The organism is Acinetobacter sp. SwsAc5 (genome assembly GCF_013391485.1).
GTDB classification, from domain to species: domain Bacteria; phylum Pseudomonadota; class Gammaproteobacteria; order Pseudomonadales; family Moraxellaceae; genus Acinetobacter; species Acinetobacter towneri.
This window is the reverse complement of record NZ_JACAXD010000009.1, coordinates 64,530-90,834: the sequence shown is the minus strand read 5'-3', so window position 1 is coordinate 90,834 and position 26,305 is coordinate 64,530. Positions and strand designations below refer to the sequence as shown.

29 protein-coding genes are annotated in these 26,305 nt (G+C 42.6%); 10 read left to right on the top strand and 19 right to left on the bottom strand.

The window, feature by feature from the left end; genetic code table 11:
- Nucleotides 1-2: 2 nt before the first annotated feature.
- The 13 genes from rplN to HYG89_RS07140 all read right to left on the bottom strand — a co-directional run bounded on the left by rplN (nucleotide 3) and on the right by HYG89_RS07140 (nucleotide 6,666).
- On the bottom strand, nucleotides 3-371 hold the full coding sequence (gene rplN / locus HYG89_RS07200; protein WP_001982634.1) for a 50S ribosomal protein L14: 369 nt from the start codon (nucleotides 369-371) through the stop codon (nucleotides 3-5).
- Nucleotides 372-462: 91 nt separating this feature from the next.
- Nucleotides 463-720 (bottom strand): 30S ribosomal protein S17, encoded by a 258-nt coding sequence (rpsQ, locus tag HYG89_RS07195; protein WP_004974714.1) that lies wholly within the window; start codon nucleotides 718-720, stop codon nucleotides 463-465.
- On the bottom strand, nucleotides 717-914 hold the full coding sequence (rpmC, locus tag HYG89_RS07190) for a 50S ribosomal protein L29 (RefSeq protein ID WP_004650482.1): 198 nt from the start codon (nucleotides 912-914) through the stop codon (nucleotides 717-719). Before rpmC ends, rpsQ begins: the two co-directional genes overlap by 4 nt.
- Complete coding sequence (gene rplP / locus HYG89_RS07185) at nucleotides 914-1,327, bottom strand: 50S ribosomal protein L16 (protein ID WP_004691317.1); 414 nt, start codon at nucleotides 1,325-1,327, stop codon at nucleotides 914-916. Before rplP ends, rpmC begins: the two co-directional genes overlap by 1 nt.
- Nucleotides 1,328-1,330: 3 nt before the next feature.
- A complete protein-coding gene (gene rpsC, locus HYG89_RS07180) occupies nucleotides 1,331-2,083 on the bottom strand; it encodes a 30S ribosomal protein S3 (RefSeq protein ID WP_178866864.1) in 753 nt (250 codons plus the stop codon).
- A gap of 1 nt (nucleotide 2,084) precedes the next feature.
- On the bottom strand, nucleotides 2,085-2,414 hold the full coding sequence (rplV, locus tag HYG89_RS07175; protein ID WP_001982638.1) for a 50S ribosomal protein L22: 330 nt from the start codon (nucleotides 2,412-2,414) through the stop codon (nucleotides 2,085-2,087).
- Nucleotides 2,415-2,425: 11 nt separating this feature from the next.
- A complete protein-coding gene (rpsS, locus tag HYG89_RS07170) occupies nucleotides 2,426-2,701 on the bottom strand; it encodes a 30S ribosomal protein S19 (RefSeq protein WP_004673001.1) in 276 nt (91 codons plus the stop codon).
- 19 nt (nucleotides 2,702-2,720) lie between these two features.
- Complete coding sequence (rplB, locus tag HYG89_RS07165) at nucleotides 2,721-3,545, bottom strand: 50S ribosomal protein L2 (RefSeq protein WP_004974706.1); 825 nt, start codon at nucleotides 3,543-3,545, stop codon at nucleotides 2,721-2,723.
- Between the two features lie 11 nt (nucleotides 3,546-3,556).
- Nucleotides 3,557-3,877, bottom strand: a complete 321-nt coding sequence (gene rplW, locus HYG89_RS07160; protein WP_004974703.1) for a 50S ribosomal protein L23 — start codon at nucleotides 3,875-3,877, stop codon at nucleotides 3,557-3,559.
- Nucleotides 3,874-4,476: a 50S ribosomal protein L4 gene (gene rplD / locus HYG89_RS07155; protein WP_004974702.1), complete on the bottom strand. Its 603-nt coding sequence runs from the start codon at nucleotides 4,474-4,476 to the stop codon at nucleotides 3,874-3,876. Before rplD ends, rplW begins: the two co-directional genes overlap by 4 nt.
- Before the next feature lie 11 nt (nucleotides 4,477-4,487).
- Nucleotides 4,488-5,126 carry a 50S ribosomal protein L3 gene (rplC, locus tag HYG89_RS07150; protein WP_026438075.1) on the bottom strand — a complete coding sequence of 213 codons (639 nt, stop codon included), beginning with the start codon at nucleotides 5,124-5,126 and terminating at the stop codon, nucleotides 4,488-4,490.
- A gap of 59 nt (nucleotides 5,127-5,185) precedes the next feature.
- Entirely contained in the window at nucleotides 5,186-5,497 is a 312-nt protein-coding gene (gene rpsJ, locus HYG89_RS07145) for a 30S ribosomal protein S10 (protein WP_000070912.1), read from the bottom strand.
- 425 nt (nucleotides 5,498-5,922) lie between these two features.
- Nucleotides 5,923-6,666 (bottom strand): type 1 glutamine amidotransferase, encoded by a 744-nt coding sequence (locus tag HYG89_RS07140; RefSeq protein ID WP_178866861.1) that lies wholly within the window; start codon nucleotides 6,664-6,666, stop codon nucleotides 5,923-5,925.
- 148 nt (nucleotides 6,667-6,814) lie between these two features.
- Here HYG89_RS07140 and HYG89_RS07135 point away from each other — a divergent pair, with 148 nt between their 5' ends.
- Entirely contained in the window at nucleotides 6,815-8,002 is a 1,188-nt protein-coding gene (locus tag HYG89_RS07135; protein WP_178866859.1) for a PLP-dependent transferase, read from the top strand.
- A 55-nt stretch (nucleotides 8,003-8,057) separates the two neighbouring features.
- Here HYG89_RS07135 and HYG89_RS16010 read toward each other — a convergent pair whose 3' ends face one another.
- Entirely contained in the window at nucleotides 8,058-9,758 is a 1,701-nt protein-coding gene (locus tag HYG89_RS16010) for a vWA domain-containing protein (RefSeq protein WP_256733954.1), read from the bottom strand.
- 250 nt (nucleotides 9,759-10,008) lie between these two features.
- Here HYG89_RS16010 and HYG89_RS07125 point away from each other — a divergent pair, with 250 nt between their 5' ends.
- The 5 genes from HYG89_RS07125 to HYG89_RS07105 all read left to right on the top strand — a co-directional run bounded on the left by HYG89_RS07125 (nucleotide 10,009) and on the right by HYG89_RS07105 (nucleotide 15,181).
- Complete coding sequence (locus tag HYG89_RS07125; RefSeq protein WP_178866857.1) at nucleotides 10,009-11,592, top strand: helicase HerA-like domain-containing protein; 1,584 nt, start codon at nucleotides 10,009-10,011, stop codon at nucleotides 11,590-11,592.
- Between the two features lie 239 nt (nucleotides 11,593-11,831).
- Nucleotides 11,832-13,043 (top strand): NO-inducible flavohemoprotein, encoded by a 1,212-nt coding sequence (hmpA, locus tag HYG89_RS07120; RefSeq protein ID WP_004974691.1) that lies wholly within the window; start codon nucleotides 11,832-11,834, stop codon nucleotides 13,041-13,043.
- Between the two features lie 92 nt (nucleotides 13,044-13,135).
- Nucleotides 13,136-13,579: an Rrf2 family transcriptional regulator gene (locus tag HYG89_RS07115; RefSeq protein WP_178866855.1), complete on the top strand. Its 444-nt coding sequence runs from the start codon at nucleotides 13,136-13,138 to the stop codon at nucleotides 13,577-13,579.
- A gap of 130 nt (nucleotides 13,580-13,709) precedes the next feature.
- Complete coding sequence (yihA, locus tag HYG89_RS07110; protein ID WP_178866853.1) at nucleotides 13,710-14,552, top strand: ribosome biogenesis GTP-binding protein YihA/YsxC; 843 nt, start codon at nucleotides 13,710-13,712, stop codon at nucleotides 14,550-14,552.
- A gap of 215 nt (nucleotides 14,553-14,767) precedes the next feature.
- Nucleotides 14,768-15,181: a VOC family protein gene (locus HYG89_RS07105; RefSeq protein ID WP_178866851.1), complete on the top strand. Its 414-nt coding sequence runs from the start codon at nucleotides 14,768-14,770 to the stop codon at nucleotides 15,179-15,181.
- 78 nt (nucleotides 15,182-15,259) lie between these two features.
- On the opposite strand, the gene HYG89_RS07100 is transcribed toward HYG89_RS07105, so the two are convergent.
- Nucleotides 15,260-16,501 (bottom strand): dicarboxylate/amino acid:cation symporter, encoded by a 1,242-nt coding sequence (locus HYG89_RS07100; protein WP_178866849.1) that lies wholly within the window; start codon nucleotides 16,499-16,501, stop codon nucleotides 15,260-15,262.
- Nucleotides 16,502-16,660: 159 nt separating this feature from the next.
- Nucleotides 16,661-17,533: an acyl-CoA thioesterase II gene (locus HYG89_RS07095; RefSeq protein WP_178866847.1), complete on the bottom strand. Its 873-nt coding sequence runs from the start codon at nucleotides 17,531-17,533 to the stop codon at nucleotides 16,661-16,663.
- Between the two features lie 304 nt (nucleotides 17,534-17,837).
- Here HYG89_RS07095 and plsB point away from each other — a divergent pair, with 304 nt between their 5' ends.
- A complete protein-coding gene (gene plsB / locus HYG89_RS07090; RefSeq protein WP_178866845.1) occupies nucleotides 17,838-20,402 on the top strand; it encodes a glycerol-3-phosphate 1-O-acyltransferase PlsB in 2,565 nt (854 codons plus the stop codon).
- A gap of 53 nt (nucleotides 20,403-20,455) precedes the next feature.
- Here the strand turns inward: plsB and HYG89_RS07085 are convergent, their stop codons facing one another.
- Complete coding sequence (locus HYG89_RS07085) at nucleotides 20,456-21,277, bottom strand: NAD-dependent epimerase/dehydratase family protein (RefSeq protein ID WP_178866843.1); 822 nt, start codon at nucleotides 21,275-21,277, stop codon at nucleotides 20,456-20,458.
- A gap of 36 nt (nucleotides 21,278-21,313) precedes the next feature.
- Between HYG89_RS07085 and recG the strand changes: the two genes are divergently transcribed.
- Together recG and HYG89_RS07075 are read left to right on the top strand one after the other, a co-directional pair.
- The gene (gene recG, locus HYG89_RS07080; protein WP_178866841.1) at nucleotides 21,314-23,359 is read left to right on the top strand and encodes an ATP-dependent DNA helicase RecG; all 2,046 of its coding nucleotides are present in this window, start codon (nucleotides 21,314-21,316) and stop codon (nucleotides 23,357-23,359) included.
- A gap of 18 nt (nucleotides 23,360-23,377) precedes the next feature.
- Nucleotides 23,378-24,013: a ComF family protein gene (locus tag HYG89_RS07075; protein ID WP_178866839.1), complete on the top strand. Its 636-nt coding sequence runs from the start codon at nucleotides 23,378-23,380 to the stop codon at nucleotides 24,011-24,013.
- A 78-nt stretch (nucleotides 24,014-24,091) separates the two neighbouring features.
- Here HYG89_RS07075 and HYG89_RS07070 read toward each other — a convergent pair whose 3' ends face one another.
- On the bottom strand, nucleotides 24,092-24,502 hold the full coding sequence (locus HYG89_RS07070; RefSeq protein WP_178866837.1) for an NUDIX domain-containing protein: 411 nt from the start codon (nucleotides 24,500-24,502) through the stop codon (nucleotides 24,092-24,094).
- Between the two features lies 1 nt (nucleotide 24,503).
- Nucleotides 24,504-25,106, bottom strand: coding sequence for a TIGR00730 family Rossman fold protein (locus tag HYG89_RS07065; protein ID WP_026438479.1), 603 nt, complete (start codon nucleotides 25,104-25,106; stop codon nucleotides 24,504-24,506).
- A 154-nt stretch (nucleotides 25,107-25,260) separates the two neighbouring features.
- Between HYG89_RS07065 and HYG89_RS07060 the strand changes: the two genes are divergently transcribed.
- Nucleotides 25,261-26,274 carry a CorA family divalent cation transporter gene (locus HYG89_RS07060; RefSeq protein WP_096901036.1) on the top strand — a complete coding sequence of 338 codons (1,014 nt, stop codon included), beginning with the start codon at nucleotides 25,261-25,263 and terminating at the stop codon, nucleotides 26,272-26,274.
- Nucleotides 26,275-26,305 lie beyond the last annotated feature (31 nt).

Genomic DNA, 26,305 nt, shown 5'->3' with positions numbered 1-26,305 from the left:
TCTTATAGAACTTCAGGAGCCAATGAAATGATTTTCATGAACTGTTCAGTACGAAGTTCACGAGTCACTGGTCCGAAAATACGAGTTGCAATCGGTGCTTTGTTGTTATTCAAAATAACAGCAGCGTTATCATCAAAACGGATCACAGAACCGTCTGGACGACGAATACCGAACTTTGTACGTACAACAACAGCATTCATCACGTCACCTTTTTTAACACGTGCGCGTGGAATAGCTTCTTTTACAGTAACTTTAATAATGTCGCCAACAGAAGCATAACGACGATGTGAACCACCTAGTACTTTAATACATTGTACGCGGCGAGCACCACTGTTGTCAGCTACGTCAAGCATCGTTTCGGTTTGAATCATTGCCCTACTCCAAAACCGAGCATCACCGGTCACAATTTCGAAAGGATCAAAGAGTACTCGAAATTGACCGATGATGCAACAAGAACGTTAATTACTCAGCAGCAGCTTCAACAACTTCAACTAAAGTCCATGACTTAGTTTTAGACATTGGGCGGCTTTCTTTGATGGTTACAACATCACCAATCTTGGCGGTATTGTTCTCATCATGAGCGTGTAATTTGGTTGAACGGCGAATCAATTTGCCATACAACGGGTGTTGAACTTGGCGTTCAATAAGGACAACAATAGATTTTTCCATTTTGTCGCTTACAACTTTGCCAGTTAACGTGCGGACTGTATTTTGACTCATTGCCCGTTCCCCTGTTTTTCGGTAAGGAGGGTCTTGATGCGTGCAATAGTTTTACGAGTAAGCGCAACTTCATGCGATTTACCCAATTGACCAGTTGCTTTCGCCATACGAAGACGGAATTGGTTAAGCTGTTGCTCATCAAGCAAAGCTGTCAACTCTTCTACCGACTTTTCACGTAGATCTTTAGTTTTCATTACATTACCGTCCGAGTCACGATAGTGGTTTTAAACGGAAGTTTAGCAGCAGCAAGCGTAAATGCTTCACGTGCCAATTCTTCGTTCACACCATCAATTTCGTACAAGACTTTACCTGGTTTGATTTGACAAACCCAATATTCCACAGAACCTTTACCTTTACCCATACGCACTTCAAGAGGCTTAGAAGTAATTGGTTTGTCTGGGAATACACGGATAAAGATCTTACCACCACGCTTAATACGACGGCTGATTGTACGACGTGCCGCTTCAATTTGACGCGCAGTCATTTGACCACGTTCAACTGATTTAAGAGCGATAGTACCGAAAGATACTGAGCTACCACGGTGCGCTAAGCCAGTGTTACGGCCTTTTTGCACCTTACGGAATTTAGTACGTTTAGGTTGCAACATGGATTATTCTCCTTTTTCAGCAGAACGATCATTGCGACGACCACGACGCTCTTGACCTTCACCACGACCGCGACTGCGTTTAGCTGGACGTTCTTCAGCAGGTGCTGGGTTCATGACTTGTTTCATGCCACCCAAGATTTCACCACGGAATACCCAAACTTTAACGCCAATCGTACCGTAAGTAGTTTCAGCACGCATAGTTGCATAGTCGATGTCCGCACGAAGTGTATGCAAAGGTACACGACCTTCACGATACCATTCAGTACGTGCAATCTCTGCACCACCTAAACGACCAGAAACTTCAACTTTGATACCTTTAGCACCAGCACGCATAGAGTTCTGTACCGCACGCTTCATAGCACGACGGAACATTACACGCTTTTCTAATTGAGAAGCGATTGCTTCAGCAACTAAACGTGCATCTAAGTCTGGACGGTCAATTTCGTTGATGCTTACTTGCGCAGGAACACCCATAATAGATGTTAATTCGCGTTGTAATTTCTCAATGTCTTCGCCTTTTTTACCGATTACGATACCAGGACGCGCAGTGCTAATTGTTACTTTAGCAGCACCCGTTGGACGTTCGATAAGAATATTGCTTACCATTGCGTTCTTAAGTTTTTTAGTTAAAAACTCACGAACTTGAAGGTCTTTAAGCAAGTATTCAGCGTATTGTTTCGGATTCGCATACCAGTTAGCGTTATGACGTTTCACAACACCTAGGCGGATACCGATTGGATGAACCTTCTGACCCATATCAAACCCCTACCTTAACGGTGATGTGACAAGTACGCTTAGTAATACGATCTGCACGGCCTTTAGCACGTGGCATAATACGTTTAAGGCTCATGCCTTCATCAACGTAAATCGTAGATACTTTAAGGTCGTCTACATCTAAACTGTTATTGTGTTCAGCATTTGCAATTGCAGATTCCAATGCTTTCTTAACTAAAACAGCAGCTTTTTTGTTGCTGAAGTTTAAAATGTTAAGTGCATGCGCAACAGATTTGCCGCGGATAAGATCTGCAACCAAACGTGCTTTTTGTGCCGAGATAGCGGCACCGCGTAATTTAGCAGTTACTTCCATCATAGCACCTATTAACGTTTAGACTTCTTGTCAACACCGTGACCACGATAGGTACGAGTTGGCGCGAATTCACCGAGTTTATGACCAACCATGTGTTCAGAGATAATCACTGGAACATGGTTACGACCATTGTGAACAGAAATTGTTAAACCAACAAAATCTGGGAGGATCATCGAACGACGCGACCAAGTTTTGATCGGCTTACGGTTATTAGCCGCGATTGCCGCTTCAACCTTAGCGAACAAGTGCGCATCGACGAATGGGCCTTTTTTCAGAGAACGAGGCATTGTCAGATTCCTTTACTTGTTACTTAACGCGACGGTCGCGAATAATCATCTTAGTCGTACGCTTGTTGGTACGTGTCTTGTACCCTTTAGCTTTTTGACCCCATGGGCTTACAGGTTGGATACCTTTAGTACGCCCTTCACCACCACCGTGCGGGTGATCAACCGGGTTCATTGCCATACCACGAACGGTAGGACGAACACCACGCCAGCGCGAAGCACCTGCTTTACCAAGTGAACGAAGGTTGCTTTCTGAGTTAGATACTTCACCTAACACAGCGCGACATTCAACGTGCACTTTACGCATTTCGCCTGAACGTAGACGAACGATAGCGTATGAACCGTCACGACCCAACAATTGAACTGATGTACCAGCAGAACGCGCTAATTGAGCACCTTTACCGATTTTAAGTTCGATGTTGTGAAGAGTAGCACCAATTGGCATGTTACGAAGTGGCAAGCAGTTACCTGGACGAATTGGAGCATCGTTACCAGATTGAACTTGATCACCAGCACGTAAACCTTTAGGCGCAATAATATAACGACGTTCACCGTCAGCATACTTCAACAATGCGATGTGTGCAGTACGGTTTGGATCGTATTCAATACGCTCTACAACAGCAGGAATGCCATCTTTGTTACGTTTGAAGTCTACGATACGGTAGTGTTGCTTATGACCACCACCAACGTGACGTGTAGTAATGTGACCGTTGTTGTTACGACCACCAGTACGTTTTTTAGCTTCCACCAACGGCGCATAAGGCGCACCTTTGTGAAGATGGTCGTGAACGACTTTCTCTACAAAGCGACGTCCTGGAGACGTTGGCTTACATTTTTGAATCGGCATAAATTTCGTCCTTATTCCGCTGCGCTTTCAGCGGTATCGCCCAAGTCAGCCATTTCAACATCTTGGCCAGCTTTCAGGGTGACGTATGCTTTTTTAACATCAGAACGGCGTCCCAATGTACGACCAAAGCGCTTAGTCTTACCTTTAGTGATAGTCGTGTTAACTTTAACAACTTCCACACCAAATAATTGCTCAACTGCTTTTTTGATTTCAAGTTTGTTTGCATTTAATGCAACTTTGAATACTTGAACACCAGCAGTTTCGCCTAAAACTTGTGCTTTTTCTGAAAATACAGGTCCTTGTAGGACTTGATATAAACGTTCGTTGTTCATCCGAGTTCTACCTCAATTTTCTTAGCAGCAGCAACAGACATTACAACTTTGTCGAACGCGATCAAGCTAACAGGATCGATTGCAGTAGCATCAACCACATCAACGTGTGGAAGGTTACGCGCTGCAAGATATAGATTCTCATCTACAGCTTCAGTTACGATCAATGCGCGAGTTGCATTCAAGTCGTTAAGTTTTGCAAGCAACTCTTTAGTTTTAGGAGCTTCAACAGCAAACTCTTCAACCAATACAAGACGATCTTGGCGAACAAGTTCAGCTAAGATACATTGCATTGCACCGCGGTACATTTTGCGGTTAACTTTTTGAGACCAATCTTGTGGACGAGCAGCAAAAGTTTTACCACCACCAACCCAGATTGGGCTACGAATAGAACCAGCACGAGCGCGGCCAGTACCTTTTTGACGGAATGGTTTTTTACCACCGCCAGCAACGTCTGCACGTGATTTCTGAGCTTTAGAGCCTTGACGACCACCAGCTAAGTAAGCTGTAACAACTTGGTGTACAAGTGCTTCATTGAATTCACGACCGAACGCAACTTCAGATAACTCAACAGCAGAGCCGGAAACAGTATTTAAATTCACGTTATTTCCCCTCAAGCCTTGATCGTAGGACGTACAGTTACGTCACCACCAGTCGCACCAGGAATCGCACCTTTAACAACAAGAACTGAACGCTCTGTGTCGATAGATACAATTTCAAGACCCTGTACAGTTACGCGTTCAGCACCTAAATGGCCAGCCATTTTTTTGCCTTTGAATACGCGACCAGGAGTCTGGTTTTGACCTGTAGAACCTAGAACACGGTGAGAAACAGAGTTACCGTGAGTAGCGTCTTGAGTACGGAAGTTCCAACGCTTAACACCACCCTGGAAACCCTTACCTTTAGACTGACCAGTTACGTCAACGATCTGACCTACTGTGAACAAATCTACACCGATAGTTCCGCCAACTTCACGACCTTCAAGGTCAGCTTCTGTAGCACGGAATTCTTGAACTAAACGACCAGCAGCAACACCCGCTTTAGCGAAGTGACCTTTCTGAGCGTTAGTTACGCGAGATTCGCGACGTTCACCAGTAGTAACCTGAATTGCTTGATAACCATCTGTTTCAAGCGTTTTGATTTGAGTGATGCGGTTAGGATCAACCTCAATCACTGTAACAGGTACAGAAACACCAGCATCTGTAAAGATACGGGTCATACCGCACTTGCGACCGACTAAACCAATAGCCATGTGCATAAACCTCTAAAAAAGCGGCCTAATTAACTTAGAGTGTTAATTAACCGAAAGCCTTAACCCAATGCAATCTGAACATCAACACCAGCTGCTAGATCTAATTTCATCAACGCATCAACAGTTTTATCTGTAGGTTGAACGATGTCGATCAAACGCTTGTAAGTACGGATTTCATACTGGTCGCGCGCATCTTTGTTTACGTGTGGTGATGTTAAAACGTTGAAGCGTTCGATGCGAGTTGGCATCGGGATTGGACCACAAACTTGTGCGCCAGTACGCTTAGCGGTTTCTACGATTTCTTGAGCAGATTGATCGATCAGACGATGATCAAAAGACTTCAAACGGATACGAATTCTCTGGTTAGACATACCAGTTAACTCCAAGCCAAATATATAAAGAATCACCCTTGACGCATCTCACCCCACTAATTTAAGGCAAGTGTCAAAGGCAGTGAATTATCACTAAGGTCATGATCGATGCCACGACTGTCACGATGTTAACTACTTTCTTCGCAGTTAACCCCCTTGCATAAAGGGTCGCCCATTATAACGATTGTTTAATGCATAAGCAAATCTCTTTTTGGCTTTATTGCTTTATTTTTCACGCTCTGCCGATTTCTCTTTTTAAAATATACGATTAGCACTTTATATATGAGTTAAGCAGCATTCCTATCCAATTATTGAGTGTAAATGTAGGTAATCTGCTTTTTGACCATTTCCTCTACCTTGACAGCGCAAATCATCCTCACCATGACTAACTTTCATTTTTTGTGTTCACTCCACAATCCATGACTTTATTCCCTAAGTTTGCTTTGTACTAAAACATAATCTATTGCACGATTCATTAATTGGTTGCCTGCCTGAAATTGTGCTGCAGACATCTGTTTTAATTCATACGCGGGTTGTACATACATGCCTGAAAATGCAGGTTTCATTTCAGCATTGTCCAAAAACAACTGCAAAGCCCGTGGGGTAATTTCTGGATGGAACTGAAATCCTAGTACGTTTTTCCCAATTTGATACAGTTGATTGGTGCAAGCGGCATTACTGGCAAGTCTTACCGCGCCCTTAGGTAATTCAAAAGTTTCGCCATGCCACTGCATCACTGAGATTTGATCAGGCATTTGGAAACAGCTTTCTGGTATATTTTCGACTTTATAGACAGGATGCCAACCGCGCTCCTGTTCAGGATTAGGACTCACTGCTGCACCCAACGCATTGGCAATCATCTGCCCACCTAAACACAAACCGATTGCAGGTTTACCCATCGCCAAATAACGCCTAATCCAGCGTTTTTCTGTTTTTAGCCATGGATAATGTACTTCATCATTTACACTCATGGCACCGCCCATCACAATTAACAGGTCAATATCTTCAACTTTGGGTAAGGCTTCAATTTCAATATTTTGCTCAGGCGGTAAAGCAAAAAATTCGGTTGCAGTGATATGCGCCCCCATCTGCTTTAAATAGTCATAGCAACTTCCAAAACCTTCACCTGCACTATGCTGAAAATAATGCACGCTTAGTGGTGCTTTCATCTGGATCATCCTTTGTATTTTCTATACTTCAGCTTCTGCAAAAATAGCGCCAAGTTCAAGGCATGTCTTGTAGTGCAGCTTTTTATAGCCTAAAGCCAGTATTTCTCTTAAGCTAAACTCAATATTTGCTTATTTTCTGAGTGAACCTGTGAAGAAAAATGCTCAAACTGCTTTAATTCATGCACCAAGACGTGCCCCACAATATATTCAAACGGTACAGCCTCCCCTATTTCGTGCATCGACCATTATCTTTGAAAACACAGATGCACTGTTTAATCGACACTGGACTGATGCTTATGATTATAGCTATGGCACACATGGCACACCGACTACATTCACACTCGCTGATCAGATTGCGCAATTAGAAGGTGGTGAATACTGCTTACTCGCACCAAGCGGACTATCAGCAATTAATTTGGTGAATTCCTGCTTTTTAAGTCAAGGCGATGAAGTTTGGGTGGCTGACAATATTTACGGCCCAAACATGGAGCATTTACGCAATTTAGAGCAGCGTTACGGCATCACCGTTCAAGTCTACAATCCAATTGATGTCGATAGCTTTCAACCTTCTGCCCAAGCCAAACTGATTTGGCTAGAAGCGGCAGGTTCGGTCACACTAGAGTTTCCAAACCTAACTGCATTAGTCAAAAAAGCCAAATCACATCACATGCTCACAGCCTTAGATAATACTTGGGGTGCAGGACTTGCGTTTAATGCTTTCGATTTTGGTGATGAACATTTAAGTGTCGATATAAGCGTCCATGCCCTGACCAAATACCCAAGTGGTGGTGGTGACATTTTAATGGGGTCTGTCGTGACCCGTGATCAACACTTACATCATCAACTGTTTCGTATGCATGCCATTCAAGGTATTTGCGTATCGGGCGATGATGTCGCGCAAGTACAACGCAGTTTGGCTTCGATGCAACTACGTTATGAGCACCAAGCAAAAAGCACAATTGAATTACTCAACTGGCTGAAACTACAACCACAATTTGCTCAGGTGTTGCATCCTGCCGATGCCACATCTGCGGGGCATGCGTATTGGAAAGAAATTTGTCGCGATGGACACAGTGCAGGTTTGGTCAGTGTGATTTTTAAGCCTGAATATGATTTAGCCGCTGTACGTCAATTCTGCGATGCTTTATCTTTATTTAAGCTCGGCTTTAGCTGGGGCGGCCCTGTAAGTTTAGTGATGCTTTATGATCTCAAGTCCATGCGTACCCTAGAGCACTCTCACTTGGCTGAAGGATTATTGGTGCGTTTTTGTATTGGGCTAGAACATCCTGCAGATTTAATTCACGATATTCAACAAGCTTTAAAAGTCTTAGCTTAAATATCGACATAAAAAATTGGGCAATTTGCCCAATTTTTTACATTATTGTTTCGCTTTACTTAAAGTAATCATAGCTTACTGAAACAGTCTCACCTGCTTTTGGTAAAGCTGTTCCATAGAACACTAAACTTACGCCAGAATTACTATAAACTAGATCAAAGCCTTGTCGATGTGTTGTATCACGCGCAACATTTTGACCATTTACTGTCACTTTAACAGTTGAAGGTACTGGTACCTGTTTTAAACTAAACTGACTTGCAAGACCGGTTGCTACACGAATAATGTCATCAAATACTACATTCCAGCTTGTGGCATCCGCACAAATTGAAGCAGAAGCCCCACCAGTCAACCGTGCAATCTCTTTAAAATGACCACCGCCCTCTGCTGATCCACCTTGACCATTACATTCGAATCCTGGTGTACTCCAAGAAATTGTAGGATCTGCAAAAGTTGGACGAATATGATCAGATGTACCTACAATCGAAAAGTAGGTAGTGTTTGTAGACAAGAAATAATTTTTATAATCATTAAAATCTCGTCGTGTATAGTTACTATATACTGGACTGTACTGCCAATATGTTTCATTTTCAGGCTCATCTGAAACAAACACCACTAAATTCTTCACGTTTGGACGGTCAAAACCAGTCAAATCTGCTTCACGAACGCAGTAAAAACCTGTTTCAGTAGCTGAACCATAAGTTCCAGGTTGAGCCAAGGTTGCCCACTCTTGCTCTGCATCAGGTGTATTTCTATCAATAAAATTAGTCGTTTTATCTTTTAAAGTTCTAAGCGACTTACATGCGTACGCATCCTGCGTATTCACTGCTAAACGATAATCTACACCTGCTTGATTCAATGATTTAAAGAACTGTGCAGCACCATTAGCCAAGTTACGCTGTTCTTCAGACATTGAACCTGAAGAATCAATATTCCATAAAATGTCAACCGCATTTGCAGATTGTGTTGTTTGAGTAAAAGTTTCTTTTACTGTAGCCACTTCAATAACCGCATTGCTACTTAAAGCACTAGCAATATTCAAATCACCATATACTTGGTTAACTTGATCACTATTACTCGCTACGTAAGTATTTCCCCAAATATAACCTAATTGGTTTGCAAGCCAAAAAGATAGATTGAGACGTAATTTTTTATCACTTGCTTGTACGGCTACAGGAGTAGTAACAGATGAATTTGAATTTAATACAGATAACAACAGATCACGAACTTTAGTCAGTTCATTGGCATTAGAAAAATCAATATCCAAGATTACATTAACCACTTCACCTTGAGCATTCGTAGATACACGATTAGTTAAAATATTGACTTTTGCATTTTGCTGGATAAGAGCATCAGTAAATGCAGCTAAATAGAATTTACTAAATTCATCTAAATTTTGATTTAATACAACGGATCTCACTTTCGCTTGATTCTGTGCCGATGAAGCAGTTAAATCAACCTGTGAAGCAAATCCAGCTGCTTTTGTCACATTATCATCTAACAATAAAACAGTCCGACCTGATGTTAATGCTGTCTCTGTAAAATATTTAGGATCCACTGCACCAAAAACTGCAATATTTGCCTTTTCACTTACTACAGTTGCAACATCTTGAATAGTAGTAAGCGTTTCGTCTGGCTGTTCTGGTGGAACTGGATCAGTAGGCTTTGTAGATATTGAGCTATCTGAATCACCACCACATGCCGTTAAAAATACAGATGTTCCCACTAACATTGCTAATAATTGTTTATTAAGTTTCATTTATACCCTCTAACCGTTTTCAAACTATTTAATAAAAGCTATTAAATTAAAATTTTATTTTTCATAATGTTATTAAAAATAAAATGAATGGTGAATATTACAAAAAAATGGATAAAATTTCAACAATAAAGTAAAAATACCTTAACATGTAACACAATAAACCAAAAAAGAGGCTTAAATCACGAATCCGTGCATAAGGGAAATTTAAGTATTCCAAAAGACAAAAATTTATATAGAGGTTTTCAAGTCAATGAATACACCAATCGTTATTGCTAAAAAAACCGCCGATACCACACAGGATATCGTGCTGCATTCTCAGCTTGCCAACCGCCACGGTTTAATTGCAGGTGCAACAGGTACAGGTAAAACCGTCACCTTAAAAGTCTTGGCAGAAAGCTTTTCACGAATTGGTGTACCCGTATTTTTAGCCGATGCCAAAGGCGATGTTTCCAGTCTAGCCAAAGCAGGCAGCAGCAGCCCAAAGTTTGATGCACGTATTAAGAGCTTAGGTATCGAAAGCATTCCGTTTGCAGCATCTCCTGTGGTGTTTTGGGATTTATTTGCCGAACAAGGTCATCCGATTCGTACCACCATTTCTGAAATTGGCCCGTTATTATTGGCACAAATGCTGAACCTGAATGACACCCAAGAGGGCGTGTTGTCTGCGGTATTCCGTATTGCCGATGATCAGGGTTTATTACTGATTGATTTTAAAGATTTAAAAGCCATGCTGACCTATGTCAGCGAACACGCCAGTGAATTTAAAGCTGAGTATGGCAATCTTTCTCCAGCCAGTTTGGGTGCGATTCAGCGCAATTTACTGGCTTTAGCTGATCAGGGCGGTGATAAATTCTTTGGTGAGCCGAGTTTGGATATTTTGGATTTTATTCAAACTGACAGTCAGGGACGCGGCAATATTAATGTTTTGGCTGCAGACAAACTCATGAACACGCCAAAACTGTACGCCACCTTTTTATTATGGATGTTATCAGAACTGTTTGAACAATTGCCTGAAGTGGGCGATATGGACAAGCCAAAACTGGTGTTCTTTTTTGATGAAGCACACTTGTTATTTGACAATGCCAGCAGCGCGCTACAAGAAAAAATTGAACAAGTGGTACGCTTAATTCGCTCTAAAGGCGTGGGGATTTATTTTGTGACCCAAAACCCGCTGGATTTGCCTGAAAGCGTATTGGGACAATTGGGTAACCGTGTTCAGCATGCCTTACGTGCTTTTACACCCAAAGACCAAAAAGCAGTAAAAACTGCCGCAGATACATTCCGTGCCAACCCAGACTTTAAAGTTGAACAAGCCATTACCGAACTTGCGGTAGGTGAAGCCTTAATTAGTTGCTTAGATGAACAAGGCACACCGCAAATTGTAGAACGCGCTTGGGTAATGCCGCCCTACTCATCGTTTAGCCCAATTAGCACAGAAGAACGACAAGCCTGTATCAGCCAAAGTGTCATTGCAGGTGTGTATGAGCAGCAATTAGATCGTGAAAGTGCTTATGAAATGCTGCAACAAAAAGTTGAACAACGTCAGCAACTAGCCGCAGCAGCAGAACAAGCTAAAATTGAAGCCAAAGAAGCTGAAGCTCGCGCCAAGCAAGAGGCAAAAGAAGCCGAAGCACTCGCCAAACAACAAGCGCGCGAGCAAGAACGTCTAGCCCGCGAACAGCAAAAAGAAGCAGAACGCGCTGCCAAACAGCGTGAAAAACTGACTCAAGATATTGTGGGTACCTTTGCCAAAAGCGCAGCACGCAGCTTAGGCGGTTCTACTGGGCAGAAAATTGTACGAGGTTTGTTAGGGTCATTATTTGGTAAGAAATAGCATGTTATAAACGATGAGGTTTGTATAGATTTCATTCATGGATGCACCATCCAAAACCTAAATGAACACTTACAAACCTCTCGCTGTCACATCTACAAACCCCATAAAAACTTTAAAAATAATGGGATATTTTTATAATCCATATTTTTTTTAAGGTTTCACAAAAAAATGTTTGCAATCCTTATTTATAAGATGTATTTTGAATACATCTTATAAATAACAGCCATGAGAGATCGAACATGACTCCACAGCAAATTGACCTTGTAAAAGCAACTGTTCCTGTACTCCGTGAAAATGGTGTCGCACTAACGGGTTATTTCTATAACCGCATGTTGGGGAATAATCCTGATCTAAAAGAAACCTTTAACATGGGTCACCAACGTAGTGGTGCACAGGCTCAAGCGCTTGCAGGTGCTGTATTGGCTTATGCTGAAAACATTGAAGATCCTTCTGTGCTTGCGCCTGTGATTGAATTGATTGCCCACAAACACGTGAGCTTAAACATTCAAGCACCTGACTATAATATTGTGGGCGAAAACCTACTTCACTCAATTAGCGAAGTATTAAACATTTCAATGGAAGATCCTCTAATTGATGCATGGGCAGCTGCTTATGGTCAGTTAGCAGAAGTATTTATTAATGCTGAACGTGCGATCTATGAACAACACGAACAAACTAAAGGCAGCTGGTTAGGCTGGCGTAATTTCAAAATTGCCAAGAAAGTTGTAGAAAGTGACGAAATCACTTCTATTTACTTCGAGCCAGTAGATGGTGGCGATTTACCAAAATACGAAGCAGGTCAATATATTTCAGTACGCGTATTTGTTCCTGAACTTGGCTTGAAGCAACCACGTCAATACACGCTATCGACTAGCCCACAACAAGATTACTTACGTATTTCTGTAAAACGTGAGCCAGGCAATGGTGCAGATAAAGTTGCAGGTTGGGTATCGAACGTATTGCACCAATTACCAGAAGGTTCTGAAGTTGAAGTATCTGCACCAACAGGTAACTTCTTCCTCATCGACAGCAACAAACGTAATGTCTTCATTAGTGGTGGCGTAGGCTTAACACCAATGATTGCGATGTTGAATCAATTAGTGACTTTAGATGTACCACAACCTGTGACATTCATTCACGCATGTCGTAGCAAACAAGTGCATGCGATGAAACAGCATCTTCAAGACTTAACTGCGAAATGTCCACGTATTCATACGTTGACTGCGTATGAGTTCCCGAACGAAGGTGATGTACTGGGTCAAGATTACGATGTTGCTGGTCGTTTAGACCTCAGCACTGTAGATGCAGCGCTGTTACCAGCCGATGCAGATTACTACTTATGTGGTCCAATGCCATTCATGGCAGAACAGCGTAAAGCTTTACTTGCGCGTGGCATCAAAGATGAGCAAATCCATAGCGAAGCGTTTGGTACAGGTGGTGTTCGCCACTAATCTAAAGCGTTAAAAGCTAATAGGTAAGGCTAGTCTAGTTATGCTAGACTAGCCTTAATTTATTTGTATTTAAAAAAAACATCTGTGCGATCATGCAATTAAATAAATTCACCGACTATGCGCTGCGTATTTTAATGTATATCTCGCGTCCTCGAGATGTACCCTATACCATTGCGGAAATTGCACAGGATTTGCATGTTTCCCAGAACCATCTGGTAAAAATCGTTCACTTTATGGGTAAGCAAGGATGGCTCATTACCACACGTGGCAAAGGTGGCGGGATTCGTTTGCATCCTGAAACACTGCCTTTACGTTTAGGTCAAGTAGTGAGAATCCTGCAAGGTGAAAATCAAATTGTAGAGTGTAATACCCCGCCCTGCGTGCTGCGTGCGCAATGTGGACTAAAAGGCATTCTCAATCAGGCCATGGAACAGTTTTATCAAAGCTTAGATCAATACAGCTTGGGTGAAGTGCTACAGCCTGTACCCAATTTACAGTTCAGTACACAATCTCCAATCCCGCTGATTCATCTTTAAAGTAACTTAAACGGTCAAAGCAATATCATCCTAGATGTTGCTTTTTTCGGGCATTCAGGGCGCAAAGGTCGCTTGCCTGTATGACTTGCTTTATAATGCCTGTTTGTAGACCATGAATTGAAGTTAAGTTATGCACCATAGCAGAGGAAAATCGAAAAACAGTAAGGCAGCAGCACAGCCACGGCAGAAAATTAGCTACGAGAAAAAAGTAGACCCTGCCATTACTGAATACTCTGTTCGCGCCTTAAACTGGCTGCGTAAAGCCGAGTTTTTGATGAGTGCGCCTAAACTGAATTTATGTGTAGAAGATACTGGCTACGAAGTGGCTTTTGCAGGACGCTCTAATGCAGGAAAGTCCAGTGCAATTAATGCGCTAACCAATCAAAAACAATTGGCGCGTGCTTCTAAAAAACCGGGTCGCACCCAAATGATCAACTTCTTTAGTTTGGGCAACCCTGAACAGCGTTTGGTCGATTTACCTGGTTATGGTTATGCAGCTGTACCTGAAGCCATGAAAATTGTGTGGCAAAAAGAACTCGAGAATTATTTGATTCATCGTAAGAGCTTACAAGGCTTGGTGTTACTGATGGATATTCGCCATCCCCTACAACATTTTGATGTGATGATGCTGGAATGGGCGTATTCGCGTAAATTATTCGTGCATGTATTGCTCACCAAATCGGATAAACTCAACCGTGGCCCAGCCAATAAAGTATTGCTTGAAGTCAAACAACAGTTGAAAAAGATGAAACTAGACTTCTCAATTCAATTGTTTTCATCACTCAACAAGCAAGGCTTGGAAGAGCTGGCAAGTGTGATGGGCGGACGTTTGAACTTTACCCTAGAACAAGCGCATCAATTTGATTTAGATAGCATTCCAGAAGCAACTGACGATGATGTTGATGTTGATTTTGATCAGCCTGAATTTTTAGAAACTGAAGATCCAACCACATCTGATACTGAAACCAAATAATCCATTAAATTACTGACTATTGGTCTATCAAATAAAGTCCTATTCGCTCAATATCGAATAGGACTTTTTATTTACATTTCCACCTACATTTTACAGCGTAATCACAATTTCCCTCACCACCAAAGTTGCACTTTACAACGCCTCAAGAAATGCCCTACTGTCAAGATCATAATAATTAGCCATTTCAATAATGACATGAGATAAGGAGATCAAACATGCAGGCACACATTTCAGTGATTACCTTACCGGTAGAAGATTTACAACATGCACTCGACTTTTACCGCGACGGCTTAGGACTTGCGACTGAAGGCATTATTGGGCAGGAATTTGAACAAGGCGCGGTGGTCTTTTTTGAACTGCAAGCCGGCTTAAAACTGGCTTTATGGTCTAAACAGAGTCTGCAACAAGATACAGGCTTGACAGGTACAGCCAGCAATGCCGCACAGATCACATTAGGACATAATGTGCATAGTCCTCTTGAGGTCGATCAGGTATTGAAACAAGCACAAAATGCAGGTGCAAAAATTTTAAAACCTGCACAGAGCACCTTTTATGGTGGTTATGTAGGCTATTTTCAGGACTTAGATGGTCATGTTTGGGAAGTGGTCTACAACCCTTGTTGGGATTAATCTGCTTTGGATCATACTTTTATCAAATGCGATAAAATAGGATGATGCCGAAAACTTGATTCGATTTTAAACCCAATATCAGGAATGAAGCGCAGGGTCATCACGAGTATGCCGATCGACCACCACACTAATCATCATATCGCCCTGTACATTGACCACAGTACGCACGGTATCCAACAAACGGTCGATTGGCAATAAAATCGCAATCGCTTCTGCAGGCAAGCCCACAGATTGCAATACCATAATCATCGTCACCATACCTGCGCTTGGAATACCAGGTGCACCCAAAGAAGCGATCATGGCTGTGGCACAGACAATTAACTGCTGCCCTAAACTTAAATCCAACCCCATTAAATTGGCAACAAACAACGCCGCTGCGGCTTCATACAGTGCCGTACCATCCATATTCAGTTGCGTACCCAGCGGAATCACAAAGCCTGCGGTTTGCGGACGCACACCTAAATTTTCCTGTGCACATTTCATCGAAAGTGGCATAGTCGCAGAACTAGAACTGGTGGCAAAAGCCGTAATTAAGGCAGCACGTGTACCTTTAAAAAAGGTAATCGGATCCATTTTACCAAATATCCACAGTAGCAAAGGTAAGACTACCGCACCATGAAAAATTGTGGTGCCTGTGACCACCGCAGCAAATTCTGCCAAACGACTCAGGACTGAAATATCTTCGGTTGCAACCAACTTCGCCAATAAGGCAAAAATCCCCAAAGGCGCCAGTTTCATTACCCAGCCAATCATCAACATCATGATTTCAAAAAATTGCTGACTGAGTTTACGCACCGTTTTAAAGTGCTCCCCGCCTTTGACCAATGCCACACCCACCAATAAAGCAAAAATCACCACCGCCAAAACATTACCCTCGGCAAAAGCTTTAAACGGATTAATTAAGGTGTTTTGAATAAAATTGGTAAAAAACGATGACGGCGTTAGAGTGTCTGGGCTTTGATGCTGCGCCATAGCATCTTGAAACATCAAAATATCTACGCCTTTACCGACTGCAAATAAATGGGCACATGCCAAACCTAAAATTAAAGCCAACGTCGTGGTGGTGACACAGCATGCCAACGTAATTTTCCAGACCCGACTCAATTGTCCCACAGCCTGTAAGTTCGACACGCCGACCACAATTGAGCTGAAAATCAGCGGTATGAGTAACATTTTTAATAAACCAATAAAAATACTGCTCATCAAACCAACGCCATACAGACTAGCGCTAAAAAAAGTGCTGTCTGGAAATAGATTCAGAACAAAACCAAACACCACGCCCAAAATTGCGGCAATTAGAATTTGTGTATTGAGGCTCATACGCAATTGAATTTTTTAATGTGATGTGTGGACTATGCCATGTGGCCAAAATTGAATCGAGTATTTTTTTCTACTTTGACAAGATTCAGATCACGCCTCAAGAATAAAAAAGCCGACTCGAATGTCGGCTGATGATTCTAGATTATCAAAGGCGGAATTCTATTGCGTTTCGATTTCACGTAAACGAATCAGTCCTTCTTGGCTAGTACTACACACCAATTCACCATTTTGCCACATACGCCCAAAGTTCAAACCACGCGAACTGCTACTAATGGTCGCATCCATGTCATATAGCATCCAGTCATCTACACGGAATGGCTTATGGAAATACATGGCATGGTCAATACTGGCACACTGCAAACTTGGCGATAAATAACTTAAACCATGTGGACGCAGTGCCGTCGTCATTAAAGTGAAGTCTGAATAAAATGCGGCAATGGCCTGATGTAAAGAAACTTCATCCACTTCTGGTGCAATCGCATCATGTGTGCGAATGTAGTGCGCATAAACAGGCGCTTCAGGCTGGGGTAAAAAAGGATTGCTCGGGTTAATTGGACGAATTTCAACATGACGATCACGCATAAAACTGGCGCGAACGTTTTCAGGTACAAATTCAACAATATGCTGTTTTAATTCAGCTTCATTTTTTAAAAGTTCAGCGGCGGGATAATTCGGCTCTGAAATTTGATAGTTCAAGCCTTCTTCCAATGGCGCAAACGACACTATTGCCGTAAAAATAGTACGTCCATGCTGAATGGCACGCACCTGACGGCTAGAAAAACTTTTACCATCTCGTAAGCGGTCAACCTCATAAATAATGGGTGCGTTGACATCTCCACCAAACAAGAAATAAGCATGTAAGGAGTGCGCAGGACGATCTGTAGTATAAGAAGCAGCACGTAAAGCCTGTCCCAAAACCTGTCCACCAAAAACACGTTTACCCACCAAGTTACGACTGATACCTCGGTAGATATTTTCTTCTAACTTTTCTAAACAAAGAAGTTCAACCAGCTCTTGTGTGAGTGCGTTCATAACTAACCTATGTATGGCGGAAATTGGGGATGCGGGATCGAAGTCGATGAAAAAATAAATCGTCAAAATAAACTGACTATTTTAAGCCTGCTATTTTGCCATAGATTCTGCATCTTTTACCCATCAAAGACTGACCGCTGTGTCACAACTTAGCCGATCAATTTTGCTAAAAATACGATTTTTAACGATAAAATCTAACAATATTCATGCAAATTATCTAAAAATGCAGCGCCATTATTAGATACAATGACGCAAAATAAATTCCCTACTGGCTAGGGACTTAGGTGATGAAGTAGGAGTGAGTATGTCCAAGCGTGGTTTTGGTCAAATGTATCGTCAGCTTTCTGGTAAGCTGCTTGACCTTGTAGTGACACCGCATGTTTTGGGTGAAGTCCCTGTCAAGGATGCGCAAAGTGCAGACTCAGATGCTACTCGCACCAAGATAACCTGCTATGTCTTGCAAAATCACTCACGCAGCAATGCCTTGGTGGTCGATGGCGAAACACGTCGCTTAAAACTCACGCCTGCGCTTGATCCATTGGTGATGGGTTCACATAAAGAAAAAGCCTCGATTCTGTTTTTACAGCATCACGATGAGAACAACCTACTCAATCCACCACCTTATGCTTTTCCGCCACGCTTGTTACGTTTAATTGAACAATTAGAACAACACCCAGAACTTGATATTGAATTGGTACCTGTGACCGTGTTGTGGGGACGTTCTCCAGACAAAGAGGATTCGTGGTTTAAACTACTGTTTACCGATACGTGGGCAACGCCTGGCACAGTCAAGCAGTTAATGAATATTGGGGTGCATGGTCGTCAGTCTTATTTGGAATTTCACGAGCCACAATCATTACGCGCTTTAATTGAACATGCCAAAACTGAGCATCCGAACCTGTCGCCTGCGACCTTTATTGTCAACACGCTCAATAATTACTTAGATGGGCAGCGTGAAGTCGTGCTTGGCCCAGACTTGTCTGACCGTCGCAATGTCATGCTCAGTCTGATTAAATCTCCCGATGTGCAAGATGCTATTCGTCGTGAAAGTTTACGCAGTAAAATTAGCGTGATTGAAGCCGAGCGTCGTGCGATTGGTTATTTAAATGAAATTGTGTCGGACTATTCTCATGCTGCGGTACGCTTTGCCGATATGGCACTGACCCGCTTATGGACACAATTGTACGATGGCGTGGAAGTGCATAATTTTAGTACCGTGCGCGAACTGGCCAAAGACTATGAAATTATCTATACCCCATGTCACCGCAGTCATATCGACTATTTATTGCTGTCTTATGTGATTTACAAACGCGGCATGATGGTGCCGTACATTGCTGCGGGCGATAACCTGAATATGCCATTTGTAGGTCAATTGCTTCGTGGTGGTGGTGCGTTTTTTATCCGTCGTACTTTCCGTGGCAATGGCTTATACACCACGGTCTTTAAAGAGTATTTATTCAGTATTTTGTCGCGCAATACACCGCTTGAATACTTTATTGAAGGTGGACGTTCACGTACAGGCCGTTTGTTACCCCCTAAAACGGGCATGTTGGCCATGACCATTCACAGTCACTTACGTGGTCGTGCTAAACCGATTGCTTTTGTACCAACATATATTGGCTATGAGCGCCTGATGGAAGGCTCAACCTATGTGGGTGAAATGCAAGGCAAGCCAAAAGAATCTGAATCGCTCATCGGCATTTTAAAAACCATGCGCAAGATTGAACGGATTTTTGGCAAGGTGCATGTCAACTTTGGCGAACCTGTATTTTTAGATGAAGTACTGAAACAACACGATGCAGAACACATCAGCATTGAAAAAAATGATGATCCGATTCCGCCACAAGTTTCAGATGCAGTAAACACATCAGCACATGCGATTTTAGAAAATATTAACCGTGCTGCAGTGATCAACCCTGTCTCATTACTGTCTTTAATTTTACTGGCGACACCAAAACACACGCTGGATGAAGAAATTTGCGAGAAGCAGTTAGATACTTACCGTAATCTGCTCACTGCCCTACCTTATGATGAGCGCACCCAAGTCACGCCATTGTCAGGCAAGGAAATTATTGCTTACGGCTTAAAGCTCAAACTGATTAAACGTGTACAGCACGTATTGGGCGATATTATTGCGATTGCAGATAATCAAGCGGTACTGCTTACCTACTTCCGCAACAACATTTTGCATGCCTTTGTTTTGCCATCATTAATTGCCGCATTAGTAGAACACAACGGTTCGATTCGTCGTGGCGATCTCATCAATGTTATTCGTACTTTATATCCATTCTTAAAAGCTGAATTGTTCTTAAAATGGCAAGATCAGGAGCTTAAAGAAAAAATTTGTGCCTATGTAGAAGCTCTAATTCAAGCCAAATTGATTTCTGAAGATACAGAAGGCAATTTGATTTCTCCTGCACCAAACAGTGAAGATCATAACCAGTTGGTGGTATTAGCTGCACCTGTAATGCAGAGTTTGGAGCGTTATTACATGACATTAGCTTTAATCACACAACGTGGTTCAGGCAATATTTCGGCACGTCAGGTTGAAGAACTAAGCCATTTGGTTGGTCAGCGCTTATCAGTTCTATATGAATTCAACTCACCTGAATTCTTTGACAAAGCTTTATTCCAAAGCTTTATTAAAGTACTGACGCAACAGGGTTATATCAGTACCAATAGCGACAATGCGATTGTGTTTGACGACAACTTTAAAAACGTCGCGCAATATGCCAACTTGGTTTTAGATGATGTGACTTTGCAAATGTTACAACACATCACCACGTTCAGTGATGAAGAGTTGCGTGAAGCATTAGACGCACTGGCTGCACAGCAAGCGAAGAAACGCTTGAAACGTAAAAAGAAATAGTTTTTAAAGTTCCTTCTCTTGCACCCTATATGGCGCAAGAGAAGGAATTTTTATTATTCTATCTCAGCGAATAACTTTGCATAATCCTCAAAGCAATCTACATGTTCTAACTGAAATCCAGTTTTTTCCATCCGCGTAGCAAAAATCCTTTTCCCCGTTTCCTGCTCACTTTCCAGCACCAACTCAGCTAAAGCACATGCGCGCTGAAGTTTTAAAATGATTTCATGCAAAGGCAGTGGCTGATTATTGCTGCAGATATATGATTTTTCAGGATGTTCCACGTGAAGTAAATGTGCCAAAAAACCTGCCAAATCATCAATATGAATCCGATTTGACCAATGTATATTCGGGTAACTTTGTGTGCTTTCCGCAAGTTTGAGCATGCGTGCAGTCGAAGTGCCATAAATACCCGAAGGACGTACGATCACACATTGTTCAGGATAAGCCTGTTGCCACAAGTGTTCCATCTGCAACAACAACTGCCCTTGTACATCATTCGGCTTAGGCACAGTATCATCATCAATACATTCACCTGCGTTTTCACCATAAACCCGTGTCGATGACACCACAATAATTCGTTTTACAGGATGATCTTTTAACGCAGCGACTATCGGCTGCACAGAATCTACATAAGTCTGTTGATACGCTTCGATAGAACTTAAAGCCGTATCTCGAGATGGTGCAAGTAATACATAAACGGCATCAACAGGTTGAATCTGTGATAAATCGAGCTGTTGAATATCCTGAAGCAGATGCGTCATATCAGGATCTGTTTTCGGACTGCGGCTAATTGTGGTAATTTGATGACCGAGCGTAAATAGTTGTTTTGCAACACGCTGCGATGTTTTACCATAACCAATAAATAGAATATGCATTCAGCACCTAATCATAGCATTTGAAGTTGAGGGGACATGGCTGCAGTCCATCAGTTGCAAGGGGTAGGCTCTGCCTCTGCTGCATTACTCGAAAAACTAAATATTTTCACCACAGATGATTTGCTGTTTCATCTACCGCGTGACTATGAAGATCGTAGCACGATCATTCCCATGAACCAATTAAACGTGGGACGCAGCTATTTACTCGAAGGTGTGGTTAAAGGGGTCGATTTTCCACCGGGTAAACGCAAGTCAATGGCGGTCAATTTAGAAGATGAATTTGGCAAAATCACCTTACGTTTTTATCATATTTATAAAGGCATTACAGATCGTGCCAAACTCGGCAATCGTTTAAGAGTATTTGGCGAAGTACGGGTTGGAGCGCGTGGTCTGGAAATGTATCATCCCGAATTACAACTCATTACTGAACATACTCCACTGCCTAAAACCCAACTGACCGCTATTTACCCAAGCACCGATGGGCTGACCCAAGCCAAATTACGTGAATATGTCAAACAAGCTTTGGCACAGCATAGTGATGATTTGCCTGAACTCTTGCCTGAAAAAATGACCAATGGTTATGCACTCAAACAGGCGCTAGATTATATTCACCATCCACCTTTAAATGCCAATATGCTGCAATTGGCACAAGGCTCTCACCCTGCACAGCAACGCTTGATTTTTGAAGAGTTGGTGGCGCATCAAGTCAGCTTGCTAACCCGACGGGCTTATATTCAGCAAATTTCCTCACCTGCATTTTCCCCAAGTCAAAAACTAGCGCCTGCGTTACTCGGCAACATGCCTTTTCAAATGACAGGCGCACAGCAACGGGTTTCGCAAGAAATCATGCAGGATTTGCAGGGTAATAAACCCATGCTGCGCTTGGTACAAGGTGATGTAGGTGCAGGTAAAACCTTGGTCGCTGCAGTCGCAGCCTGTCATGCCCTAGAAGAAGGCTGGCAAGTCGCGCTGATGGCACCCACTGAAATTTTGGCAGAACAACATTATCTGAACTTTCAAAAATGGTTTGAGCCGTTGGGCTTAACAGTGGCGTGGTTGTCTGGCAAACAAAAAGGCAAAGCACGCGCAGCGGCTGAACTGAGCATTCAAGATGGTAGCGCCAATTTGGTGGTTGGGACACATGCGTTATTTCAGGACAATGTGCAATTTGCCAAATTAGGTTTGGTGATTATTGATGAACAACACCGTTTTGGGGTCGATCAACGTCTGGCTTTGCGCAATAAAGGTGCCAATCACACTACACCGCATCAATTGGTGATGACTGCAACGCCTATTCCGCGAACTTTAGCCATGTCCGCCTATGGCGATTTGGACACTTCGGTGATTGATGAACTACCGCCAGGACGTACACCTATTCAAACGGTGACTATTCCGCTAGATCGGCGTGAAGAAGTCTTACAACGCATTGCCAGCAATTGTGCCGAAGGCAAACAAGCCTATTGGGTCTGTACCTTGGTGGAACAGTCGGAAACCTTAGATGCGCAAGCTGCCGAGGCGACTTTTGCTGAAATTAAAGAACGCTTTCCTGAACTGAATATTGGGCTGGTACACGGCAAAATGAAAGCCGATGAAAAACAAGCCGTCATGCAGCAATTTAAAGACAATCAATTACAGTTGCTGATTGCCACCACAGTAATTGAGGTCGGGGTCGATGTACCGAATGCTTCAATTATGGTGATCGAAAATGCCGAGCGTTTAGGACTTTCACAGCTACATCAGCTACGTGGACGAGTCGGACGGGGTGCCAAAGCCAGTTTTTGTGCCCTGTTGTATAAAAATCCACTTTCGCAAAATGGACAAGAACGCTTGCGGATTATGCGGGAAACCAACGATGGTTTTGTGATTGCAGAAAAAGATTTAGAACTGCGCGGCCCAGGTGAACTCTTGGGAACCAAACAAACGGGAGATATGGGCTTTCGGGTGGCTAAATTAGAACGGGATGATCATTTGCTGGCACAGGCGCATCATGTGGCACAGCAAATTTTAAACGATTATCCTACACATGCCGAAGCTTTGCTAAAACGCTGGCTGCCTGAGGCACCACGTTATGCCTATGTTTAAACGGATTGCAGTCCTAAGATGACTCAGCCGATCAATCTACTACAATGCGGCATACAATGGCTGCGCCAACTGCAACCGTGTCAGCTCTGCCATAGCGACACGCAATGGCAACATTCGGTCTGTCAAACCTGTTGGCAACAATTGCCGTGGCGTAGCCAAGCGGTACAACGACAAGAAATGCAGATTCAAGTCACTTTTGATTATCACTATCCAATTAATCGCATCATTCAACAATTTAAATATGAACAGCAGTTACATTACCAACTGCTTTTAGTAGGCGCGCTAAAACAACTGTCTTATCCTAAAATTCAAGCCATTGTACCGATGCCAATTTCCACTGCCCGCTTGACTGAACGCGGCTACAATCAATCTTTATTGTTGGCAAAAGGACTGGCACAACATTTAAATGTCCCGATTTGGCAACCTGTGACCCGCTTGCAACAACATGCGCAAAAAGGCTTAAGTCGCTTAGAACGATTGGAAGACATCCAACAGCAATTTCAAATTCAGACTGCGCCTAAAATCCGTTATCGTCGGGTTTTAATTGTGGATGATGTGGTCACGACGGGCAGTTCAATTCATGCACTCAAACAGCAGTTACTCAAGCTCGGCTGTCAAAAAGTCGAAGCAGTCTGTCTAGCCAGTGCTGAATAAAAAACAAAACTATTCAGGCGAATATGCTTAGCGCATTAAAAAATTGCACTTGAAATATAGAAGAGTGATCAACTGCTCTTAATTTTGTTGTAAATATTGTTTTAACCACGGCATCACCACTTCACGGGTCAGCGGTGCCAACAAAGTATCTTGATCATCCAAATCTACCCACTTCATTTCGGCAATTTCAGCAGCAATTTGTGGTGCTTGATCCAGCTGAACCCAATACACATAACTGACCAAACGGCAGTCGGGCTCATTGGCCGTTGCTGTTTCATAGCGTCCAATAAATTGTTGAATTTGCGCCTGACAGCCAATTTCTTCGGCAATTTCTCGCAACATGGTCGTTTCAGGCGCTTCATTGGGTTCTAATTTGCCACCGACCTGCATAAAACACGCGGTATGCTGTTTACGCACCACCAATAACTGCTGTTTGACATTTAAAATAATTGCAGCTGCAACGGTAATGATGTTGTTGATCTCAGCCATTTTATTTCGCCAGTTCCTGCTGCACCCACTCTAGCTCAGGCACTTCCCATTTCATTTCAGGAACACGGTATTGTTCAAATTGCTGCAAAATATTGTCAATACAATTCGATACAATCAATGCCTCACAAAAACGTGGCTGAGTAAAACCTTTTTCAGAGGTCTGTCTTAAAAACTTCAGCAAATCATCATAAAAGCCAGCTACATTAAAAAAGGCACAGGGTTTTGAGTGAATTCCTAATTGTGCCCACGTCCATTGCTCAAAAATTTCTTCTAAAGTTCCAGAACCACCCGGCAAAGCAATAAAGCCCTCGGCCAATTCTGACATTTTTATTTTGCGGGCATGCATGTTTTCTACGATGTGTAATTCGGTCAAATGCGGATGCGCCAATTCATGCTCTGCCAAACTTTCAGGCATGACACCAATTGCACGCCCACCTGCGGCCAAAGTACTATCTGCCACCACACCCATTAAGCCTGAGCGTCCACCGCCATAAATTAAAGTTTTGCCTTGTGCAGCCAATGTTTCACCCACTTTTCGTGCATTTTCAACAAAAACTGAATCTTTTCCTGGGGCAGAACCACAGAAAATAGCAATTGACGACATCATTTTTTCACCATGTTATCTGGCTGTCATGCCATAAAATTAAACTTCAGGGAGATTTTTAAATAAAATAGCATTCTGAGCAGTGTATTTAGTAAGATCCTTGTCTAAAATACACCCATCCACAAAACCCATACTGCGCAAGGAGAAAAGACGAATGCTTGAAGCCTTTTATGCCACAGAGCGCGGTAGTCTGGAAGATGCCACCATTAACGGTGGTTTTGATTTGCATCCAGATCTGGTCTGGATTGACCTGATTGCCCCTTCACAAGAAGAACAGCAATGGGTACTGGACGCATACTCACAAAATTTACCCACATTAAAGTCTTTGGAAGACATTTCATCTTCGGCGCGATTCTACCGCGATGATGACGGTATTTTACACATTAGTACCTATTTTTTAACTAAAAATAAAAACTATCAGGTCGATGGCGAAACTGAAGACAATTCCAGTATTTTAGCCACGGTACAAACGGTTGCCTTTATTCTGCACAAAGAGCACCTGTTTACCCTACGCGGTGAAAAATTAGTGGCTTTTCGTGCTTTTCGGGCACGAGCACGACGCAATGACTACGAAATTGACTACAAAGACCCGACTTGGGTCTTACTAGGCTTGCTAGAGGCTAAGTTAGACGAGCTTGCGGATATCTTGGAAGATATCCACAAGGACTTGGAAAAGTATTCCACAGAAGTTCTGAATAACCGCCATCGTGAGCAAATTTTAGACCTCGATGACATGATTACCCGACTGGCACAATTAGAAGACATGCTTGGAAAAGCACAACTGTGTTTGATTGATTTACGTCGTGTCCTGACCTTTTTGGCACGTCCACGTGCGTTGGGCAGTCATATTTACGATGCCGACATTCGAGAACTCAGTGAAGATGTACGCTCACTGGTCGAACACGATGCCTTCTTATTCCAGAAAGTGCGCTTCTTGCTCGATACCACTTCAGGTTTCATTAACACCGAACAGAACGACACGATTCGTCGATTCTCGATTTTACCGAGTATGTTAGCGCCACCGATGTTGGTTGCCAGTGTTTATGGTATGAACACCGATGTGTTACCTTTTGCCAAGGGCACCACCAGTTTTATTGTGGTCAGTATTATTTTAATTGGCTTCTTTATTGGCCCATTAATTTACTTTAGATGGAAAAAATGGATTTGATGCCTTTTATTCCCTCTCTTTTTAGGCATAG

Excerpts from the sequence above, each read along its gene's own strand:
- rplN (WP_001982634.1), bottom strand. The coding sequence starts at position 371 with ATGATTCAAACCGAAACGATGCTTGACGTAGCTGACAACAGTGGTGCT.
- rpsQ (WP_004974714.1), bottom strand. The coding sequence starts at position 720 with ATGAGTCAAAATACAGTCCGCACGTTAACTGGCAAAGTTGTAAGCGAC.
- rpmC (WP_004650482.1), bottom strand. The coding sequence starts at position 914 with ATGAAAACTAAAGATCTACGTGAAAAGTCGGTAGAAGAGTTGACAGCT.
- rplP (WP_004691317.1), bottom strand. The coding sequence starts at position 1,327 with ATGTTGCAACCTAAACGTACTAAATTCCGTAAGGTGCAAAAAGGCCGT.
- rpsC (WP_178866864.1), bottom strand. The coding sequence starts at position 2,083 with ATGGGTCAGAAGGTTCATCCAATCGGTATCCGCCTAGGTGTTGTGAAA.
- rplV (WP_001982638.1), bottom strand. The coding sequence starts at position 2,414 with ATGGAAGTAACTGCTAAATTACGCGGTGCCGCTATCTCGGCACAAAAA.
- rpsS (WP_004673001.1), bottom strand. The coding sequence starts at position 2,701 with ATGCCTCGTTCTCTGAAAAAAGGCCCATTCGTCGATGCGCACTTGTTC.
- rplB (WP_004974706.1), bottom strand. The coding sequence starts at position 3,545 with ATGCCGATTCAAAAATGTAAGCCAACGTCTCCAGGACGTCGCTTTGTA.
- rplW (WP_004974703.1), bottom strand. The coding sequence starts at position 3,877 with ATGAACAACGAACGTTTATATCAAGTCCTACAAGGACCTGTATTTTCA.
- rplC (WP_026438075.1), bottom strand. The coding sequence starts at position 5,126 with ATGGCTATTGGTTTAGTCGGTCGCAAGTGCGGTATGACCCGTATCTTT.
- rpsJ (WP_000070912.1), bottom strand. The coding sequence starts at position 5,497 with ATGTCTAACCAGAGAATTCGTATCCGTTTGAAGTCTTTTGATCATCGT.
- HYG89_RS07140 (WP_178866861.1), bottom strand. The coding sequence starts at position 6,666 with ATGAAAGCACCACTAAGCGTGCATTATTTTCAGCATAGTGCAGGTGAA.
- HYG89_RS16010 (WP_256733954.1), bottom strand. The coding sequence starts at position 9,758 with ATGAAACTTAATAAACAATTATTAGCAATGTTAGTGGGAACATCTGTA.
- HYG89_RS07125 (WP_178866857.1), top strand. The coding sequence starts at position 10,009 with ATGAATACACCAATCGTTATTGCTAAAAAAACCGCCGATACCACACAG.
- hmpA (WP_004974691.1), top strand. The coding sequence starts at position 11,832 with ATGACTCCACAGCAAATTGACCTTGTAAAAGCAACTGTTCCTGTACTC.
- HYG89_RS07115 (WP_178866855.1), top strand. The coding sequence starts at position 13,136 with ATGCAATTAAATAAATTCACCGACTATGCGCTGCGTATTTTAATGTAT.
- yihA (WP_178866853.1), top strand. The coding sequence starts at position 13,710 with ATGCACCATAGCAGAGGAAAATCGAAAAACAGTAAGGCAGCAGCACAG.
- HYG89_RS07105 (WP_178866851.1), top strand. The coding sequence starts at position 14,768 with ATGCAGGCACACATTTCAGTGATTACCTTACCGGTAGAAGATTTACAA.
- HYG89_RS07100 (WP_178866849.1), bottom strand. The coding sequence starts at position 16,501 with ATGAGCCTCAATACACAAATTCTAATTGCCGCAATTTTGGGCGTGGTG.
- HYG89_RS07095 (WP_178866847.1), bottom strand. The coding sequence starts at position 17,533 with ATGAACGCACTCACACAAGAGCTGGTTGAACTTCTTTGTTTAGAAAAG.
- plsB (WP_178866845.1), top strand. The coding sequence starts at position 17,838 with ATGTCCAAGCGTGGTTTTGGTCAAATGTATCGTCAGCTTTCTGGTAAG.
- HYG89_RS07085 (WP_178866843.1), bottom strand. The coding sequence starts at position 21,277 with ATGCATATTCTATTTATTGGTTATGGTAAAACATCGCAGCGTGTTGCA.
- recG (WP_178866841.1), top strand. The coding sequence starts at position 21,314 with ATGGCTGCAGTCCATCAGTTGCAAGGGGTAGGCTCTGCCTCTGCTGCA.
- HYG89_RS07075 (WP_178866839.1), top strand. The coding sequence starts at position 23,378 with ATGACTCAGCCGATCAATCTACTACAATGCGGCATACAATGGCTGCGC.
- HYG89_RS07070 (WP_178866837.1), bottom strand. The coding sequence starts at position 24,502 with ATGGCTGAGATCAACAACATCATTACCGTTGCAGCTGCAATTATTTTA.
- HYG89_RS07065 (WP_026438479.1), bottom strand. The coding sequence starts at position 25,106 with ATGTCGTCAATTGCTATTTTCTGTGGTTCTGCCCCAGGAAAAGATTCA.
- HYG89_RS07060 (WP_096901036.1), top strand. The coding sequence starts at position 25,261 with ATGCTTGAAGCCTTTTATGCCACAGAGCGCGGTAGTCTGGAAGATGCC.